Below are 18,720 nucleotides of genomic sequence, written 5' to 3'. Positions count from 1 at the left end.
TTCAAGCCGCTGCCACCATTCTCGCCGCCTCCCGGTAATTGCGATTGCACAGCGCGATTTTCCGATAGCCTTGACCCCGCCGCCATCAATAAAGTCCAGCCCTCATCGGCCGCATCCTTGAAAGGAAAACGCCCCGAACGACATTTGCGTCGTTCGGGGCGTGATCTTGGTCGGCGGTCCGGATCGTCCGAACCGGCCAGACGTACAATCAGGCTTTTTCGGCCACAGGCGCCTTGGCGGACTTGGCTGCCGGCTTTTTCTTGGGAGCGGCCTTGGCGGGCGCCTTGGCAGGCGTTGCCGCCTTGCTTCCCGCCGCTGCCTTTTCCGCAGGCTTGGCAGCAGCCGGAGCGGCAGCGTCCTTCTTCGGCGCGGGCGCCGATGGCGTAGCGATGGAGAGGCGCTTGCGCGATGCGGCGGGCTTGGCAGCCGGAGCCTTGGCGGCGGGCGCCTTGGCAGCAACCGGCTTCGCCTCGGCAGGCTTCGTTGCGGGCGCCTTTGCCTCAGGGGCCTTTGCCGCCGGGGCTTTCGCTTCCGCAGGCTTGGGAGCGGACGTCTTCGCAGGGGCCTTGGCCGCCGCCGGCTTGGCAGGCGCTGCCTTTGCAGGTGCTGCCGTTGCAGGCGCAGCCTTGGGAGCAGCGGCCGCCTTCGGAGCCGCTTCGGCCGGCTTCTTGGCATTCACCGGCTTGCGGCCAAGGCCAAGCTTCGTCGCGACGGCGCGCCGCGCTTCCGAATAGTTGGGCGCGACCAGCGGATAGGACTTCGGCAGGCCATAGCGTTCGCGATAGTCATTGGGCGACAGGCCATGGCTGGCCAGGTGGCGCTTCAGCGTCTTGTACGGCTTGCCGTCGATCATGCTCAGAATATGTTCGGGCGAAGACAGGCTTTTGCGGACCGACACGGCCGGCGTGTAAGTCGGCGCCGCCTCCTCCTGGGGCTTTGCGGCAAGATCATCAGTCAAGGCCAGACGCGTGGTCCGAATGAGGTCGGCAAGACCTTCGCTCGCTACATTATTGTTGGAGACAAAGGCACTCACCAGCTGAACAGTGAGCGTCGTGATGTCAGGCTGGTTGTTTTCAGACATTGGCCCCGCTTCCCATCTTTGAGTAATAGAAGCGGCCTTTTGCGCGGTTTTGCGTTAAATGTAAATCCGAAACGACTTGACAGCCCGTCCGCATGCTGTCGAACAGGAACAAACAAGCTCATTTTGTTTCGAGATGGGACAGCCTGACCGCGCAATTCCGTCCGCCGGGGTGGAACCATCTTCGCCATATCATTCGCCAGTCAACGGCGCGAAGGCAGGGCGCCTTGAACAGCATAGGCAGGGCGCTCATCTATATTCGCCTGCCCAGTACCAGTGTTCGACCGGCGGGCGACAATATTTGTCGACAGCGAAACCTGTTCTGCACAAAAAAAAGGCCGGTCTTTCGACCGGCCTACTGAGTTTAGGAGAGGATGCCTGAAAGGCACCCGCCAAATGGCGCGCCGGACTTCCAATGGCAAATGCGAAGCGCGGCGATGTGATTGCGTTGCGCGCAATTCCCGGCGCCGGCTTCATATCGCACCATGTCGGAATGCCCTGCCACGGACGGCGCATCGTTCAGGGCGAACGCTTCGCGACGAACGTCCATGCCGCGTGCGACGCACCCGGCAAAGATCGCGCATATGTCTGAAAAGGGCAGGGCGGGGGTCCATCCCGCCAGACTGGCGCGCGCCTCGCCGGTACGACAGGGGCGCGCCATTCGATCAAGGAAGGGATGGCGGCCCGTTCGTCCGGGCCGATCCTTCCGATCTTGCATCGATGAAGACTTGGGCGGCCAGGCGCGGCCGCCGAAGATCGTCTTCAGCCGTTCAGCTGGTCCTTCACGGCCTTGGCCGGGGTAAAGGTCAGCTTCTTCGAGGCGGCGATCTGGATCACGGCGCCGGTCGACGGATTGCGGCCTTCGCGAGCGGGCTGGTCCTTGACCTTGAACTTGCCAAATCCGTTCAGCGAAACTTCCTCGCCCTTCGCGGCGGCACCGGCGATGGCGGAGAAGACGCCGTCGACATATTTGCGCGCGTCGGCCTTGGTCAGGCCATGGTCGGCGGCCAGTGCTTCGGCGAGTTCAGTATTGTTCATGATGATCTCCCTTTCGTGGACGGATGGTCTTAACCTGTCTCTTCGCACTCAACTAGCCCCTTTGCGACCGGCGAACAGCGAAAATCGGCAGTAAAATCGCGTTATTGGCGCTTTCGGATGGGAAAATGACCCCGACCGGAGCCTTCGGGCCGCCTTTCCCGCCGGCGGCAACTCCTCCGCCCGGGTTCCGATCCGCCGCACGAGCAGGCATTTCGCCCGTGAAAAGGGCCCTCCGGGCGGCTGTTCCGCCAAAATGGTCGCAATTGTCGCGCGCCCCGCCCGCGCCGTGCCGGGGGTGGACCGCCAAGGGCGGGACTTTGGCCCGGCGCAGCCCTTTTACAAAAGCTTGCGGATAGAACCGATCCGGTCGCGGTTGCAGATGAAGGCCGCGTCATTTTCTCCCATCCTTCCTGCACGGCGGCCCCTTGCGGCCGGAATGGCGTGGGACGATGTGGCGGCAGAGCATGGCGGGGATGGGGTGGTGCAGGCGCGCGGCGCGGGCGGTCGCGGTGGGCCTCGGGCTGATGCTGGCGGTCCCTGCGGCGGCGCAGGACGCAGCGCCCGGCCAGCAAAGCGCCGCCCCGATCATCGACCGCGACCGCACCGACCGGCTCGAACCGCAGATCGCGCCTCCGCCTGTCGCCGCGCCGCGCCCGGCGCCCTCGGTCCAGGTCGCGCCCGCGGCTTCCTCCGCGGCCCAGACGCTGCTGACGCGGCTTATCTATAGCGGAACGACGCTGCCCAAATCCCGGCTCGATGCCGCCACTTCCCCCTTTATCGGTCGGCCGCTGACCGGTGAAACGCTCCAGGCCATCGCTCATGCGATCAGTGCGACCTATGCGAAGAGCGACATCGCCTTCTATTCCGTCTCCATTCCGCCCCAGCTGCCTGGCGGCGGCGTCCTGACCGTCCGTCTGGTCGAGGGGCGGGTCAGGGATTATCGCCTCGCGGGCATGTCGCCCAGCATGCCCGCCGGGCTGATCGCCGCGCATATGCGCCGGCTGATGCGGGACGCGCCGCTGCGCAGGAGCCGTCTGGAACGGACATTGGCGCTGCTGCGCGACATTCCGGGGCAGACGGTCGACGCCCGGCTGCGCCAGTCGGGCGCGCCCGGCGATCTCCTGATCGACCTCATCGTCAAGCGCAAGCAGGTGCAGATCGGCCTCACGATCGACAATAGCGGGGTCAGCAATGTCGTGCAGGGCGTGCAGGCGCAGATGTCGGTCACGGTCAACGGCCTTGCGCGCGAAGGCGACAGCACGCGCATCGCCGGCTACCTGCCCTTCTATCCCGACCGCTATCAATATTATTCGCTCAGCCACAGCACGCCCATCGGCAGCAATGGCCTGACCCTGGCCGCGCAGGCCGCCCATGTCGAAACCCGTTCGCGCGACAGCAGGACGACGGGTGAGGCGACATTGGCCGGCCTGACGCTCAGCTATCCCGTGCTGCGGTCGACAAAGTCCCAACTGTCCGTCACGGCGTCCCTCGACGGCATCGACAGCGACAATTATTTCCTCGACATCCGCTTCGGGGATTACCGGTCGCGGGCGCTGCGCCTGGGGGCCTCCTGGTCCCGCGCCGACGCAAGGAACGGCTATGCGGTTTCCACGGTCGTCAGCCAGGGGATCGACGCGCTGGGCGCCCGGCCCTTCACCGGCTTTTCCGAAACCGGCTTCACCAAGGTCAATGTTCAGGCCATCGCAGTGAAGGGGATCAGCAGCAGGCTCAGCCTCCGGACTTCGGTCAAGGGCCAATATTCGAAAGACGATCTTCCGGTGACGGAGCGCTTTCCGCTGGGCGGCCGGGGCGCGGGCATGGCCTTTCGCACCGGAACGCTGACGGCGGAACAGGCCCTTGCCGGCAGCGCCGAACTCTCTTGGTCGCTGCCCGCCCGGTCGCCTGTGCTGAAGGCCAGCGCGCTGTTCGTCGCGCTTGACGGTGCGCTGGCGCATGGCACGGCGCGGCCCGCCTACCGCCTCGCGGCGCGGGACTACAGCCTTGCATCGGCGGGGGGCGGGCTGCGGCTGGGCCTGGGCGCGAAATGGCGGGTCAGCGCGGAAGTGGCCGTGCCGGTCAAGCGGCCCGACCCGACCCTCAGCCGCAAGGCGCGGTTTTTCTTCGGGGTGGGGCGGGCATTTTGATCCATCCTTTTGCGAATACGCAAAAACAAGAAAATGGGAAGCAAGACATGAACAATGTGTGGGAGGTATGGCCCTCGGCCCTGACCGGGGCCGAATGCGACGCCATCGTCAAGCGCGCGGCGCTCTATCAGCCGGAAAGCGCGACCGTCGGCTTCGCGCAGGCGGTGCGCAGCGATCATGCATATCGCTCGTCCACCATAAGCTGGCTGGACGTTCATCGCGACAAGGACATTGTCGACCGGCTGATGCAGTTCGTCCATTCTTCCAACCGCACCAATTTCGGGATCGACATCGCCGGCCCCTATGAACTGCAATATACCGAATATCATGGGCGGGCTCAGGGCAAATATGACTGGCATCAGGATGTGTGGCTGGAATCCTCCCGCCCCTTCGACCGCAAGCTGTCGGTGGTGGTGCAACTGTCCGACCCGGATGAGTATGAGGGCGGCGCCTTCGAATTTTTCGGCCTTCAGCAGCCGGGCGTCAATTTCGCGCCACGCGGCAGCATGCTGATCTTCCCCTCCTTCCTCCAGCATCGCGTCCTGCCGGTGACCAGAGGCGTCCGCCGCAGCCTGGTGAGCTGGATCGAAGGGCCCCGGTGGCGCTAGAGCCAATCGACATTCAGCCCTGACGGCCTGCAAATGACGCTTTTCCGTGCTTCCGGTGCTTACCTACCTTGAGTAGGCTGCGCTCCGGGTCACGGAAAACCACCCTTTTACCTTCGGTGGCCTTCGGCTCGGCTCGTCATCATCTGAATGTCGATTGGCTCTAAGCCGCCGCTGACGGTCCGATCCTCCGATCTCTGATCTTCCGGCGATCGAACCACGATCGGCGCGGCCCGCATGGATGCGCGCCGACCGCAGCCGCAACCCATGCCTTCCGTCGCCGCTTCGAAGGAAAATGGACCATATCGGAAGCAATTCCGCGAAGGACGATTTGCTTGCCCTGAACCCGGCTTTGCGGACGAGGGACCTTAAGGATGCCGCCAAAAGCCGCCGGATATGCGGATTCCCTGATCTTTCGACCAGCTTTGCGCAGGCGGCAACAGGCTTTTGCGCGCTGAACCGGGACCAATATCGGCAAAGCCGGCCGTTCTGACCAGACCGGTTTCTTCTTGACGCGGCGATAAGGACTGCCGGGCCTAACTTGCTCCCGTTGCGATCTGCTCGCAGGAAAACAGGGAGTCTTGCAATGCCACGTTATGGATCGGTCCGGTCGGGACGGCACTATCTGCTGTGCGCCACGGCGATACCTCTTCTTTTGCTCAGCGCCTGCGCCGACGGCGTGGGCTTCGACATAGGGGCGGGCGGCGGCCAGTCCCCCTCCGGTCCCAGCGGCCCGACAGGTCCGACAAGTCCCACCGGCCCGACCAACCCGTCCGGTCCCTCGGGTCCATCCGGCCCGTCCGGTCCCTCCGGTCCCAGCGGCCCCACGGGTCCGGGCGGCCCCGCCGGTCCCACCAGCCCAACCGGCCCAGCAGGCCCGACCGGCCCCTCCGGTCCCGTGGGCCCCGGCGGTCCGACCGGCCCAGGCGGCCCCACTGGACCCACTGGCCCGACCGGCCCCGGCGGACCCACCGGTCCCGGCGGCCCGACTGGTCCTGCCGGACCCACCGGACCCACCGGTCCGACCAGCCCCACCAGCGGCGGATCGATCATCGGGGCTTCCATCGGCAATCTGCCGGTGGTCGGGCCCACCGGTCCCGGATCGCTGATCGGCGTCAACGTCCTGCCGGGCGACAGCCAGGCGACCGGCAGCGTGGCCACCGTCGATCTGCTGACAGGCGACGGCACCGTCGCCCAGCTCGCCCTGCCGACCACGCCCCAGAGCGTGCAGCAGGGGCTGGCGCCGGTCGGCACGCTCGCAGGCGGCCTGCTCGGCGCACCGGCGGGGGAAGCGGTGACGCAGCTCACCGACGGTCTCTCCCCCACGGTGGCGGCCGTCACCTCGACGGTCGGCCAGCTCACCACGCCGCTGCTCGATACGGTCAACGGCGCGCTTTCGCCCGTCACCGGTCCGCTGGTGGGCGACAATGGCGTCCTCGCGCCCGTGACGGGGCTGGTCGAAAATGCGGTGGGCGGCCTGACCGGCGCTCTGGGCGGCGTCGGCGGCGATCCTTCCGCCGCACTGGGCGGACCGCTTGTCGGCGCGAATGTCGGCGGCAATGTCCTGACCGGCGCCTCTACGCCCGGCACGCTTGTCGGGGTCAACCTGCTGCCGTCGGACGGCGGCGCGGCTGCCGGACAATTGGCGACGGTCGATGTCCTGACGCAGGGCAATCTGGTCGACATCGCCGTGCCGACGACCGCGGCCGGGGTAGAGGCCGGATTGCAACCGGTCGGCAACCTGGCCGGGGGTCTCCTTGGCCCGCAGGCCGAAGCGACCGTCACTCAGGTCACCAGCGCCGTCGCCCCCGTGGTCGCGGCCGCCACCAGCACGGTCGACAGCGTCGCCGCGCCCCTGCTCGACACCGTCAACAGCCTGGCCCCGGCGCTGCCCGGAGGAGAAAGCGGTTCCCCGCTCGCGCCCGTGACCGGCCTGGCCGGCGGCCTGCTGGGAGCAGGGGAGGGGACCGGCGGCAATGCCCTGGCCCCCGTCACCGGCCTGCTGAACGGCGCGCTGGCCCCGGCGACCGGATCGGGTTCCGCCACGGCGCCCGTGACCGGCCTGCTCGGCGGGCTGCTCGGGGGCGGCAACTGACGCGGCGGCGCGGCCCGCCATGGTCCTCATGCATGGCGGGCCGCACGCCGACGATGCTCTCCCCCATAGCCCCCGGGGGAAGGGCGGGGGCGAGGAGGCAGTTGGCGCACTGCCTCCTCAAACCGATTCCGAACGCAGGCCGGCACGCTTTGCGTTCACGCAAAAATCTTCGCCAAAGGGGAATATCATCTTGCCGAACCGCCTTTTCTTCATCCGCCGCCTGATCGATGGCGCTGCGGCCCTGCTGCTGCTCAATGCCCAGCCCGCCATGGCCGGTCCCTACGCGCCCTATGCCGTAACGCCGGGCGAAACCGCGGTGGGAACGATGCTGGACGCGGCGACGCACGCACCCGGCGGCGACCGCGCGGCCATGCTCGCATCGATCGACGCCCTGCCGACGGCCGCGGCGCGTGCCGATGCGCTGGGCCAGCTCTCGCCGCGCAGCTATTCGCTGCTGCCCCGCCTGTCGATCCAGTCGATGGACGCCGCCGACCGGGAAATCCGCTCCTGGCTGGCCGAACGGCGCAGCATCGCCATCGATGCGCCGGCCGATGTTCCGGCCAGCGGCGACCGCACCATCACCATGATGCTGAGCGGAGGGATAAAGCGGGCGAGCTATAAGGCGCGCGTCGACCGCCCCGAAGCGGAATCCGACAGCCGGTCGCTGCGCTTCGCCGTCGATGTGAAGCCCGTGCCCGGCCTCATCGTCGGCGCGACCCTGGGCATCGACGGCATCGATGCGCGGCTCGACCCGGCGCGGCGCCCCCGCATCAGCCAGTTCAACAGCCAGATCGGTTCCTATGCCAGCTATAGCGACGGCCGCTTCTATGTCGACGCGACGGCGGCCTATACGCTCTCCGAATATAAGCTGCGGCGCCAAATCGGCTGGGCGGGCTTTACCGGGCGGCTGGTGGCGCCCGTGGACGGCGACGGCTGGGCCGCATCGGGCGAGGCGGGCGCGATGCTGCGCGCAGGCCCGGTCCGGATACAGCCCTTCGCCGGCCTGCACCATCGCTATGCCGATGTCAGCGGCTTCGTCGAAAATGGCGGACCCGCCGCGCTGGAGGTCGCCGCCTTCCGCACCAGATCGCTTCGCGGCGCGTTGGGCGCGCGCATCTCCGCCAATGCGACGCAAGGCGGCTGGACCCTTCGCCCCTCGGTCGAGGCGCAATGGCAGCGCGAACTGCGCAGCCGCCCCGACAGCCGAATAGAGGCCCGCTTCGCCACCCGCGACTTGCCCATCTTCACGCTGCGTCCCACCCGGCTGGCGCGTGACGCGGGCCTGGTGAATGCCGGGATCAGCGCGACCTGGAACAACCGCACCACGTTCCGCCTGGGCTATGCGGGCGAGTTCGGTTCCGACCGCCATGTCCACGCGGCGGCGCTGACGGTCGGACGGCGTTTCTAGGCAAAAGGGATTGCTCCGAAACGAACCGGATTCCGCGCCACAATCGTGCATATCCCGCTATTGCGTGGGCCTGCTCACGCAAAGGAAGTGATCCATGGCCCGCTTCATCCGCGACATATTGGCGACCCTTTCCCACGAACCCGCCGGCAGGGGCCCGCCCGATCAGCAGGCGCTCAGCCGCCTCGACCAGCGGCTCGCGCCTTTCGCGGACAAGGGGCCGGGATCGCGCGGCACGATTTCGATCCAGCCGGACGAATGTTCGGTCTGGGACGGCAATCCGCGCGACCAGCCGGGACTGACGGCGGACGGCTGCCGGTCGCTGATCGATTCCATCGCCAGCGAAGGCGGCAACCGCATCCCCGTCCTCGTGCGCCTCAATCCGCCGGGTTCGGACCGGCCCTATCAGCTTCTGGTCGGCAGCCGCCGCCGTTTCGCGGTGGACTGGCTCAACCATAATGGGCGGCCGGAAATGCGGCTGGCGGCCCTGGTCGTCGACCTGTCGGACGAGGAAGCCTTCCGCCTTGCCGACATCGAAAATCGCGAGCGGGCGGACATCAGCGAACTGGACCGGGCGCGCAGCTATCAGCATGCGGTCGAACGCTTCTACGGCGGAGTGCAATCGCGCATGGCCGAAGCGCTCACCCTTTCCAACAGCCAGCTAAGCCGCCTGCTCGCCTTGGCGCAATTGCCGGAGGAGGTGGTGAACGCCTTCGCCACTCCCGATGAATTGCGCGTGCGCTATTCCGAAATCCTGACCCCGCTGCTGCGCCGTCCGGACCAGCGGGCGCGCATGATTGCCGAAGCGCAGTCCATCGGGGAACAGCAACAGGCGCTCGCGCGGGATGGCGGCCGCATGCTTTCCCCCGCGACGGTGCTGGCCCGGCTGCGCGATGCCGCCACGCCGCAGCCTTTGGAGGAAGCGCGCGACATGGCGATCGTCGCGGGCGGCGCGCGCATCGGCCGCCCCCGGCCCGGTCGAAGCGGCGGCCTGACCATCGACCTCAGCATATCGGAGGATGCCGATCTGGACGAACTGCTGGCGCGGCTGCGCGAAACCATCGTCGCGGCCCGCGCCGCGCCCGTCATGCAATAGGATCGCGATCGTTTCCGGAGCCTCAACAGGCGACTTTGCGTATACGCAAAAAGCCCGCGACCATTGATGCCGGCGCTCTATGAAGGCCCGGCGGCCTCCTTCCGGCCGTAAGTGGCGGCCAGATAGGCGGCGATCCGCTCGGCATCGGCAGGCTCGATCGGCGCGCCATAGACCTTGATCATCTTGCCGACGCTATCCTGCCAGAATTGCGCCCCCTTGCCGCGTGGCTGAGTGGTGACATAATCCAGCGAATGGCAGGCGGAACAGGTCGCCGCCGTCAGTTCCGCGCCGTCGCCGGGCGGCAGGACAATGGGTCGTTCGTCGGGCAGGCGATAGCCCGCGGCAGCCGCGCCGCTCGCGGCGAGAAGGGCGATGGGCAGCAGCGCTTTCACAGGGCGACGACCTCCACGGCTTCGACGACATTGCGCATATAGCCGGCGGGCTGCCAGAGCGGATCGAACGGCTGGACCTCTCCCGACCGGCCCGTCGCGCGGACGAGCATGCGATGGCGGCCGGGCGCCAGCCTCTGCGCCGACCGCCATGACCGGAAGCTGTAGCGGCCCAGATCCTCGCCCAGTTCGGCCTGCCGCCAGCTTGCGCCCCCGTCGGCGGAGATGTCGACCCGCGCGATTCCCGATCCGCCGTCGAACGCGATGCCGGACAGCGCCACCGGCTTGCCCGCCGCCACCTGCGCCCCGGACATATGGCTGGTGAGGAAGGACCGGATGTTGAGCCGGCCAATGGGCCGCGTCCTGTCCGGCTTGCCGCCGGGCGCGACGCAGGCGCAATCATTGTCGGGAATGCGATAGGCGGTCTTCATCCAATAGCCGTCATAGGCCGCGTCCACGACGTTGATCTCATGCAGATGCTTGATCCAATAGGTGCCGTAATGGCCCGGCACGACCAGACGCAACGGATAGCCGTTGAGAAAGGGCAGGTCCGCGCCGTTCATCGCCCAGGCCACCATCACCTCGCCATCGCGGGCATGGTCGACGTCCAGCGCCTTGATGAAGTCCGGGATGCCGTTGGCCTGCGGATTGTCGAGCCCGTTGAACGCAACCTGCCGCGCCCCCGCGCGCACCCCCGCGCGGTCCAGCAGCGCGCGAAGCGGAACGCCGCGCCAGCGGGCATTGCCCATCGCGCCATTGCCCAGCTGCCCGCCCCCGACACGCGGTTCGAAAAAGCCGCGCCCATTGCCGGAACATTGGTTGACCGCGACGATCTCCTGCACGGGAAAGTCGCGCTTCAATTCCGCGAGCGAAAGGGACAGCGGCCGCTCGACATGACCGCCCAGCGCCAGCCGGAACCGCCGCGCATCGATGTCGAGCGGCAAATCCGAAAGATGGTAGCGCACGAAGAAGGCATCATTGGGCGTGATCGGCCCGTCGAACAGCGCCAACGGCGTCTCCAGTTGCGGCGGCCGCGCGGTAAGGCCGATGAGCGCCCGCTTCTGCGGATAGCGGACCAAGGGCCGCTCGCCATTGCCGAAGGGCAGGGCGGCGTGGCCGTCACCGGCCCGCGCCCAGCCGGGTACCGGCAACATCGCCCCCGCCATGGCGGCGATAAGGCCGCGCCGATCCACCCCGTTCATGGTCCGTCCGTCCGCCATGGCTGTCCTGCCTGCACCTTCCTGCACTCTGATGATCGGAATGCGGCCGGTGATCCGGTGCGCGGTCTGGCTTTGTTTCTCTCGCCGCCCCGACGCCCCAGGGTCGGGCAACGCCGATCCGCTGTGGGTAGGATGCGGCGGCGGGCCAGTCAATCCGGGAGGTGCGGAGCTGCCTCGGCAGGATGGAAGCACGATCATCATTAGCGAAGCCCCGCCCCGCAAAACCATCTTGAACAGCCTCCGCCCTGTCCCTAATTTGGCGCGTGGCGGTCGCCGCCGGAAGGAAGAGAGGATTGGAAGAAAGGAGGCAAGCCCATGTCCCTCTCCCATTTTCAAGGCCCCTTCGAAGTGGCCCATCATCCCCAGTTGGAACCTGAAGTGAAGCGCGCGATCCTCGCATCCTGGGCTTCGGACGCCAATGCCGTGGAGGGCAATCCCGCCGTCAGGCGCCCGCCGCGGCACGATCGGCCGATCCCCATTGACGAGATTCTGGACGCGCTCCGCAAGGTGGATCGCAACCCCATATAGAGCAGCCAGAATCATCGGCCGCCCCCGGCCTTTGTTCTACCGCGTTTTCCGGGCCAGCAGATGATTCTGCCTGCCCGGAAAACGCTCTCGTCTCTCGATGCCGCCTCTCCCGAGCCGTCGCCCGCAGGAAGAGAGCCTCCTTCAGGCGGTCACTTCGTCCAGCCGGTTGATGAGCCGCAGGAAGGCCACCTCGCTTTCGTCATGCGGCGTGCCGTCCGCATCGAAAATATCGTGGAACCATTTTTCCTTCAGCCCCTCCAGATTGGGGTTTTCCCACTTGTCCCACGGCAGATGGGTCTGCGTCTTCCCCTTCACCAGGCCCCAGCAGAAGGTGCCGACCTGCTCCTCCTTCGCGATCGGCAGGATCGCCTGGAAGGTGCTGCCCGCCGGCCGCGCCATATATTCGGTGCAGAGCAGCGGGCGGCCCATGGTCTTCAGCCATTTGACGCGCTGCGCAAAATCCTCCGCAATGCCGTAATTGTGGAAGGAGATGACGTCGGAATGCGATGTCTGCGCCTGCTGGATCGGACTGAGCAGGTCGGGCGCCGACCAGTCGCCCAGCCAGATGCCGCTGGTCAGCGGCTGCATCGGCTGCATTTCCCGCGCCCAGCCGAACGCCGCGACCAGCAGCGGCACGACCAGGTCTGCCTTCGCCCTGAGCGCCGCGGGATCGCACAGCGCGACCTCCGGCCCATTGTCGGGCTCGTTCCAGATGTCCCAGGCCAGCACGCGCTCATCCTGCCCGAAGCGGCCGACCACGCCCCGCACATAATCCTCCAGCCGCGCATGCTCGGCCGGATTCCGGAGCACGGCGACGCCCGGCGACTGGACCCAGCCGCTGTTGTGAACCCCCTCGCGCGGCGGGGGCTGGGGCCCCAGCGCCGGTTCGGGATGCCAGCAGGAATCGAACAGCACCAGCATGACGCGGATGCCATGCCGATCCGCCACCGTAAGGAAGGCGTCGATGCGGTCCAGAAAGGCCGCCGCGTCGTCCAGCCACAACAGGTCGTGCAGATAGACCCTGACGCTGTTCATCCCCACCGAAGCCGCCAGCTCCAGCTCGCGGTCGATGGTGGCAAGGTCGAAGCTGCCCGCCTGCCACATTTCCAGTTGGTTGATGGCGTTGGAGGGCGTGAAATTGCACCCCACCAGCCACGGTTGCCGTTCGAACCAGCGATGCGCCGCTTCCGGCGTCCAACGATTGCCCATATACCCGCTCAAGACCCGCTTCTACTGTCACCCTGAAGGCGGCCATTAACATCGGTCATCTATAGGACAAGAAGATTAATATGATCTGAGTAAGAGGAAATTTCGATCTTTTCGAAGATTGTCCCAACCCGTCTTCGTTACATGATCGTTATAGTATGGAAACGCGCCCTTTGATTATGAAATCGAAATAATACAGGTCCGAAACGACCAACCGCATGGGACGGGATGCGGTCTCACGCCGCTTCCCGGACCATCTCCCCCGGCAGATGCGCCGCGAAATGATCGATCGCCGTGGCGAGCGAATGCAGCGGCGCCCCTCGACGGCTCGCCAGCGCCGTATTGGCGGGCCGCTCCGCCACCCAGCCGAGCGTCCGGTGGGGAACGCCCCGGATGCGCGAGGGGTCGCCGCCGCAGCGCATCGCGATCCGGCGGGCGAAATCGGCCCAGGACAGCGCCTCGCCATTGGTCAGGTGCCACGGCCCGACCTCGCCGTCGATCAGCAGGTCCAGCGACGTCGCGACCAGATGCGGCACATAGGTGGGCGTCACGATCAGGTCCTCCGCCGCCAATATGGTCTCCCCCCGGCTCAGCGCCCGCACCACGGCGACCGCGAAATTATGATCGTCATGGGGCGAGAAGAAGGCGGCGGTGCGGATGATCAGGTGGCGATTGGGCACCCCAAGCGCGGCGATCCCTTCCTCCATCTCCGCCTTGCTGAGGCCATAGCAATTGCGCGGTGCGGCCGCGTCATCCTCCACATAGGGCGCGCCCTTCTCCCCATCGAAGACGAGATCGCTGGAGAAGGAAAGCGACGCGATGCCGCGATCCCCGCATGCCTTCGCCAGCGCCACGGCCCCCCGCGCATTGGCGGTCAGGCAGGCGTCGCGTGCCGTTTCGGCCTCGTCCACCCGGACCCAGCCGGCGGCGTTGACGACGCCCCAGGGCGCGATGCGGTCGAGCGCGGCGGCGATCGTCCCCGGCGCCGACAGGTCCAGTTCCCCCCGCGACGTGAGGACGAAGGGAATGTTCCGCAACGCGCAGGCGCGCGCCATCGCCCGCCCCAGCGTCCCCGTCGCGCCGCATATCAGCAGCGGCCGTGCCGGAGAGAGACGGGCCGGAGAGGGATGCAAACGCCCGGCCAGATGCGCCTTCATCGATGCGGGGCGCGCCACGCCGGGATGGGCGATCCGCACGGGGCGCTGCCACCAGCCGGCGCCCTCCGCCAGCATCGGGCGCTCGCCCCCGCGCGCCAGCGCCCGCGCCAGAGGCAGCAGCGCCGTGGCGCGCGGCGTTCCGCTGCTGACGTCCCACAGCCCCGGCTCATAATGACCCGGCTGCGTCAGCAGGCTGTTCCACCCCGAACTGCCCAGCAGCGACCAGAGGGTGACCGCCTCGACCTTTATCCCCTCGGCGCACAATCGGCCGGCGACGTCCCAGGCCTGCGCGATCCAGCGCAACTGCTCCTCCCGCGTGCAGCCATTATGGACCTCGGTGACGGCCAGCGGCCGCCCATAGCGCGCCCATGCCTCGCGCAGCGCACCCTCCAGCCCCTGGGGCGGCGGCTCCAGCACGCGGATGGCTTCCACATCGGCATAAAGCTGCGTGTCGCTGCCGCCATGGCTATGCCCGGGATAGCGGTGAAGCCGATGGTCGAGGAAGCGGTCGCTCGTCAGATAATGGTTGATGCCGATGACGTCGGGCGGACAGGGATCGTCGGCAATGGCGCGCAGCCGGTCCGCGAAGCCGAAGCCCGAAAGGCGCTCCCACAGCGGATGCTCGCGCGTCATCATGCCGCAGAGCAGGTCCCAGCTCGCCCAGCGGCGCAGATTGTCGAACCCCGCCTGTTCCCGAAGGGAGGCGGTGGCATAGGTGCGGCCCAGATCGTCGGTCTGGATCAGCCGCGCGCCGGGACTGACGCGGCGGATGGCCCGCATCGACAGGCGAATGGCGTCGGTCTGGTTCAACAGCGCCAGCCAGAAGGATGGTTCGGACCGGTGATGCGGATACCAATGGCCGTACAGGGCGGAAAAGCGGGCGGTGGTCAGCGGCTCGTTGACCGGCGTCCAGTCGGCGATCCACGGATAGCGCTCCGCCGCCGCCCCGGCATGACGCGCCAGCCCGGCGGCGAACCCCTCGTCCAGCAGGCCGGTATGGGCCGGGCCGCTGCCATGATGGACCAGCCCGGCGATGACGCGGATGTCAAGGTCGCGCAGCCGCTTCAACCGTTCGTCGGTCCATTGCCAGTCGCGCTCGTCCGGATCGCGCGGGCTGACCCTCTCCCACAGGACGGGATAGCGGATCGCCCGGATGCCCAGCGTCGCCAGCCGGTCCAGGTCGTCCGCCCGATCCTGATGCCCTGTCGCGCGGATCTGGTCGCGGTAACTGTCGTGGACGCGGTTCACGGTGCATTCCAGACCACCCCATAGCTGCGGCTGCATGGTCATTCCGGTCTCCGTTGCAATGATGGGCGCGATTATTTGGCTCGTTGAACTTCGATCAAGTGAAAGCAGGATAATTGCGACATGCCAGCAACCTGGATCAGTGGAGAAGAAGGAACGGATCGTTCTCCGCCGCGGTTTGACCAATGTTCATCCCGCAGAAAGGTTGCATATAATGGTCCAGCCCCAGTCTTCCCCTTGGCATGAATCTGGATCAATTCCGTCGAACGGCACGCATACCATCCTCTGCTTCAGTCATTTGCGGTGGAAATTCGTCTTTCAACGTCCCCAGCACCTGATGAGTCGCTTCGCCGCCCAGTCCCGCGTCCTCTTCTGGGAAGAACCCTGCCTTGTCGAAAAGCTGGCGGAGCCCGACCTGCATATCGACGTCTGCGCCGCCAGCGGCGTCACCGTCATCACGCCGCAACTGCCCGCCGACGGCGCGCGCGAACAGGATGGGGAGAATTTGAAGGGCCTGCTCGACCTGTTCCTGGCGGGCGAATCCGGCCCGTTCGTCCGCTGGTACTACACCCCCATGATGCTGCCCTTTTCGGAGCATGTCATGGCCGACTGCATCGTCTACGACTGCATGGACGAGCTGGCCAATTTCAGGGGCGCGCCGCCCGAACTGCTGCCGCTGGAACAGCGCCTGCTCTCCCAGGCCGACCTGGTGTTCACCGGCGGCTACAGCCTCTATGAAGCGAAGAAGGACAGGCACGGCCATGTCTATCCCTTTCCCTCCAGCGTCGACGCGGCGCATTTCGCCCAGGCCCGCTCCGCCCGAACGCAACCTGCGCAGGACGCCCGCCCGCGCCTCGGCTTCTACGGCGTCGTCGATGAAAGGATGGATGTCGAACTGCTGGCGGCGCTGGCCGATGCGCGCCCCGGCTGGGATCTGGAAATTGTCGGCCCGGTCGTGAAGATCGGCGAGGCGGACCTGCCGCGACGGCCCAATCTCCATTTCCTGGGCGGCCGCTCCTATGACGATCTGCCCGGCTGCGTCGCGGGCTGGGACGTGGCCCTGATGCCCTTCGCCATCAACGACGCGACCCGCTTCATCAGCCCGACCAAGACGCCCGAATATCTGGCGGCGGGAAAGCCGGTCGTGTCGACGCCGATCGCCGACGTCATCCGCCATTACGGTGGGATCGGCGCGGTGCGCATCGCGGAGCGCGGCGAAGCCTTCATCCGCGCCTGCGACGCGGCGCTGGCCCTGTCCCGCTCGGGCGGCGACTGGCTGGCGGAGGCGGACAAGGTGCTGGCCGGCATGTCCTGGGACAAGAGTTTCCAGCAGATGAGCCGCCTCATCAGGGAAGCGATCTCGCGCGGCGCCCATGCCCATCCCATTGTGTCGCCCACCAGCTGGAAGGACGGCCCGCCGCGGCGTTATGACGTGATGGTCGTCGGCGCGGGCTTCGCGGGCGCCGTCATGGCCGAACGGCTGGCCGCGGACGGCGGCAGGAAGGTGCTGCTGGTCGACCGCCGGCCGCATGTCGGCGGCAATGCCTATGACGAGCTGGACGATGCCGGGGTCCTCATCCACCGCTACGGGCCGCACATCTTCCACACCAATTCGCAGGAGATATTCGACTATCTCTCCCGCTTCACCCAATGGCGGCCCTATGAACATCGCGTGCTGGCGGCGGTGGACGACCTGCTGGTGCCGATGCCGATCAACCGGACCACGCTCAACATGCTCTACGGCCTGGACCTGGGGACGGAGGAGGAGGCCGCCGCCTTCCTCGCCGCGCAGGCGGAGCCGGTGTCGGTCGTCCGCACGTCGGAGGATGTGGTGATCTCCGCCGTGGGCCGGGAACTCTACCAGAAGTTCTTCCAGGGCTATACGCGCAAGCAATGGGGTCTCGACCCGTCGGAACTGGACAAGGCGGTGACTTCGCGCGTGCCGACGCGCACCAATAAGGACGATCGCTACTTCACCGACAGGTTCCAGGCGATGCCGCTCGAAGGCTATACGCGCATGTTCGAACGGATGCTGGACCATCCCAATATCGACATATTGCTGGGCGTCGACTATTGCGAGGCGCGCGACGCCTATCCGCACGATCATCTGGTGTTCACCGGCCCGATCGACGAATATTTCGGCTATCGCCATGGCAAGCTGCCTTACCGCTCGCTCCGGTTCCAGCATGTCAGCCTGGACGTCGACCGGTTCCAGCCGGTGGCGGTGGTGAACTATCCGTCCCCCGACGTGCCGCACACGCGGATCACCGAATATAAGCATCTGACCGGGCAGCAGGTGCCGGGGACCAGCATCACCTATGAATTCCCCGCTGCGGACGGCGACCCCTATTACCCCATCCCCCGGCCGGAAAACCAGCAGCTCTTCAAACGCTATGAAGCGCTGGCGATGGTGCAGACCGACGTCACCTTCGTCGGGCGGCTCGCCACCTACCGCTATTACAACATGGACCAGGTGGTGGGACAGGCGCTGGCGACCTACCGCCGGATGACCAGGGCCCCCGCCATCCGCACCGTGCCCGCCCACCTCGCCGCCGCCGCGCAGCCCCGCCCTTCGGCGGGCTGACCCGCCACAGGCTGGACAGGACCGACCCTGAAGCGGCCGAGCCGATTATATCGGATCGGCCGCTTCAGGTCTTTTTTCTACCGCCCTCTCCAAGTCGGCCGATGATCCTGTCGGCCTGGAAAACGCCCTAGAGCCGATCGACATTCAGATGATGACGAGCCGAGCCGAAGGCCACCGAAGGTAAAATGGCGGTTTTCCGTGACCCGGCGCGCAGCCTACTCAAAGTAGGTGGGCACCGGAAGCACGGAAAAGCGTCATTTGCAGGCCGTCAGGGCTGAATGTCGATTGGCTCTAAAGCCCGCTGTCGTAACGCGCCATCTCCTCCCGATAGCGCGCGGTCATCCGTTCCTGATCCGCCGGGGGAATTTCCTCCTTCAGATGAAGGAAGCGGTCATTTTCCTCCTCATAGACATGATGGGCGACCGCGCCCCTGATATGCTCCAGCTTTTCGCTCCAATCCTCGCTCAGCGGATCGAGCGCTTCCAGCAGCGCAAGCTGGACCTTGGCGGCCTGCTGCTCCTCATAGGCCATCGCCATATGCGTCTTGTGACCGTGGGAAAGCTGCGGGTAGATGACCGCCTCCTCCGCGCTGGAATGGGCGGTCAGAAGCGCGGCGAGCTTCCTCTGGGCGCGCGTCCGGCTGGATGCGTCCATCGCCGCCTCCGCCTCGCTGAAGGCCATTTCGATCTGCTGGTGGTGCTGGAGGATCTGGTCGAGCCAGTCCCCCGCCATGGCCGCCGCCCGCGCCTTCTCCCGCGCGCGGGCGCGGTCCTCTTCCGATTCCGGCGGCGTGACGGCTGCGACGATCCTGTCGATGACGGACATGGGATGCTCCTCTGCTCATGGGCGTGACTCCCATGCAAGCGCCGCACCGCGCCCCCGGTTCCTGGACGGCGGGCCAAAGCGGAAGGCCGCTAACACAGGTTTAAG

14 protein-coding genes are annotated in these 18,720 nt (G+C 66.7%); 7 read left to right on the top strand and 7 right to left on the bottom strand.

The features are described 5' to 3' along the window. Positions 1-208: 208 nt before the first annotated feature. Both EWH10_RS16985 and EWH10_RS16980 read right to left on the bottom strand, forming a co-directional pair. On the bottom strand, positions 209-1,081 hold the full coding sequence (locus EWH10_RS16985) for a Ros/MucR family transcriptional regulator (RefSeq protein ID WP_037483436.1): 873 nt from the start codon (positions 1,079-1,081) through the stop codon (positions 209-211). Positions 1,082-1,840: 759 nt separating this feature from the next. After that, a complete protein-coding gene (locus tag EWH10_RS16980; RefSeq protein WP_007684484.1) occupies positions 1,841-2,116 on the bottom strand; it encodes an HU family DNA-binding protein in 276 nt (91 codons plus the stop codon). Between the two features lie 449 nt (positions 2,117-2,565). Here EWH10_RS16980 and EWH10_RS16970 point away from each other — a divergent pair, with 449 nt between their 5' ends. The 5 genes from EWH10_RS16970 (at position 2,566) to EWH10_RS16945 (ending at position 9,461) form a co-directional block, all read left to right on the top strand. Beyond that, entirely contained in the window at positions 2,566-4,260 is a 1,695-nt protein-coding gene (locus EWH10_RS16970) for a ShlB/FhaC/HecB family hemolysin secretion/activation protein (RefSeq protein ID WP_242495899.1), read from the top strand. A gap of 47 nt (positions 4,261-4,307) precedes the next feature. Continuing rightward, on the top strand, positions 4,308-4,868 hold the full coding sequence (locus tag EWH10_RS16965) for a 2OG-Fe(II) oxygenase (RefSeq protein WP_025550470.1): 561 nt from the start codon (positions 4,308-4,310) through the stop codon (positions 4,866-4,868). Positions 4,869-5,451: 583 nt separating this feature from the next. Beyond that, positions 5,452-6,960 carry a hypothetical protein gene (locus tag EWH10_RS16955; protein ID WP_037483438.1) on the top strand — a complete coding sequence of 503 codons (1,509 nt, stop codon included), beginning with the start codon at positions 5,452-5,454 and terminating at the stop codon, positions 6,958-6,960. A gap of 190 nt (positions 6,961-7,150) precedes the next feature. Then, positions 7,151-8,368 (top strand): autotransporter outer membrane beta-barrel domain-containing protein, encoded by a 1,218-nt coding sequence (locus EWH10_RS16950; RefSeq protein ID WP_044661009.1) that lies wholly within the window; start codon positions 7,151-7,153, stop codon positions 8,366-8,368. A gap of 94 nt (positions 8,369-8,462) precedes the next feature. After that, positions 8,463-9,461: a ParB/RepB/Spo0J family partition protein gene (locus EWH10_RS16945; protein ID WP_025550476.1), complete on the top strand. Its 999-nt coding sequence runs from the start codon at positions 8,463-8,465 to the stop codon at positions 9,459-9,461. A gap of 77 nt (positions 9,462-9,538) precedes the next feature. Here the strand turns inward: EWH10_RS16945 and sorB are convergent, their stop codons facing one another. Together sorB and sorA are read right to left on the bottom strand one after the other, a co-directional pair. After that, a complete protein-coding gene (sorB, locus tag EWH10_RS16940) occupies positions 9,539-9,853 on the bottom strand; it encodes a SorB family sulfite dehydrogenase c-type cytochrome subunit (protein ID WP_007684475.1) in 315 nt (104 codons plus the stop codon). Then, positions 9,850-11,070, bottom strand: coding sequence for a SorA family sulfite dehydrogenase catalytic subunit (sorA, locus tag EWH10_RS16935; RefSeq protein WP_025550478.1), 1,221 nt, complete (start codon positions 11,068-11,070; stop codon positions 9,850-9,852). Before sorA ends, sorB begins: the two co-directional genes overlap by 4 nt. A gap of 315 nt (positions 11,071-11,385) precedes the next feature. On the opposite strand from sorA, the gene EWH10_RS16930 reads away from it, so the two are divergent. Continuing rightward, the gene (locus EWH10_RS16930) at positions 11,386-11,598 is read left to right on the top strand and encodes a hypothetical protein (RefSeq protein WP_025550480.1); all 213 of its coding nucleotides are present in this window, start codon (positions 11,386-11,388) and stop codon (positions 11,596-11,598) included. 141 nt (positions 11,599-11,739) lie between these two features. Here EWH10_RS16930 and EWH10_RS16925 read toward each other — a convergent pair whose 3' ends face one another. Together EWH10_RS16925 and EWH10_RS16920 are read right to left on the bottom strand one after the other, a co-directional pair. Next, positions 11,740-12,807, bottom strand: a complete 1,068-nt coding sequence (locus tag EWH10_RS16925) for a cellulase family glycosylhydrolase (RefSeq protein WP_025550482.1) — start codon at positions 12,805-12,807, stop codon at positions 11,740-11,742. A 233-nt stretch (positions 12,808-13,040) separates the two neighbouring features. Then, complete coding sequence (locus EWH10_RS16920) at positions 13,041-15,251, bottom strand: SDR family oxidoreductase (protein ID WP_044661008.1); 2,211 nt, start codon at positions 15,249-15,251, stop codon at positions 13,041-13,043. Between the two features lie 292 nt (positions 15,252-15,543). On the opposite strand from EWH10_RS16920, the gene glf reads away from it, so the two are divergent. Next, positions 15,544-17,790 (top strand): UDP-galactopyranose mutase, encoded by a 2,247-nt coding sequence (glf, locus tag EWH10_RS16915; protein WP_065847779.1) that lies wholly within the window; start codon positions 15,544-15,546, stop codon positions 17,788-17,790. A gap of 291 nt (positions 17,791-18,081) precedes the next feature. On the opposite strand, the gene EWH10_RS16910 is transcribed toward glf, so the two are convergent. Next, entirely contained in the window at positions 18,082-18,615 is a 534-nt protein-coding gene (locus EWH10_RS16910; RefSeq protein ID WP_025551554.1) for a hemerythrin domain-containing protein, read from the bottom strand. Positions 18,616-18,720 lie beyond the last annotated feature (105 nt).

The organism is Sphingobium fuliginis, assembly GCF_004152845.1.
GTDB lineage: Bacteria > Pseudomonadota > Alphaproteobacteria > Sphingomonadales > Sphingomonadaceae > Sphingobium > Sphingobium fuliginis.
Note: the sequence above shows the minus strand (reverse complement) of the source record. Positions and strands in the feature narration are given on the sequence as shown.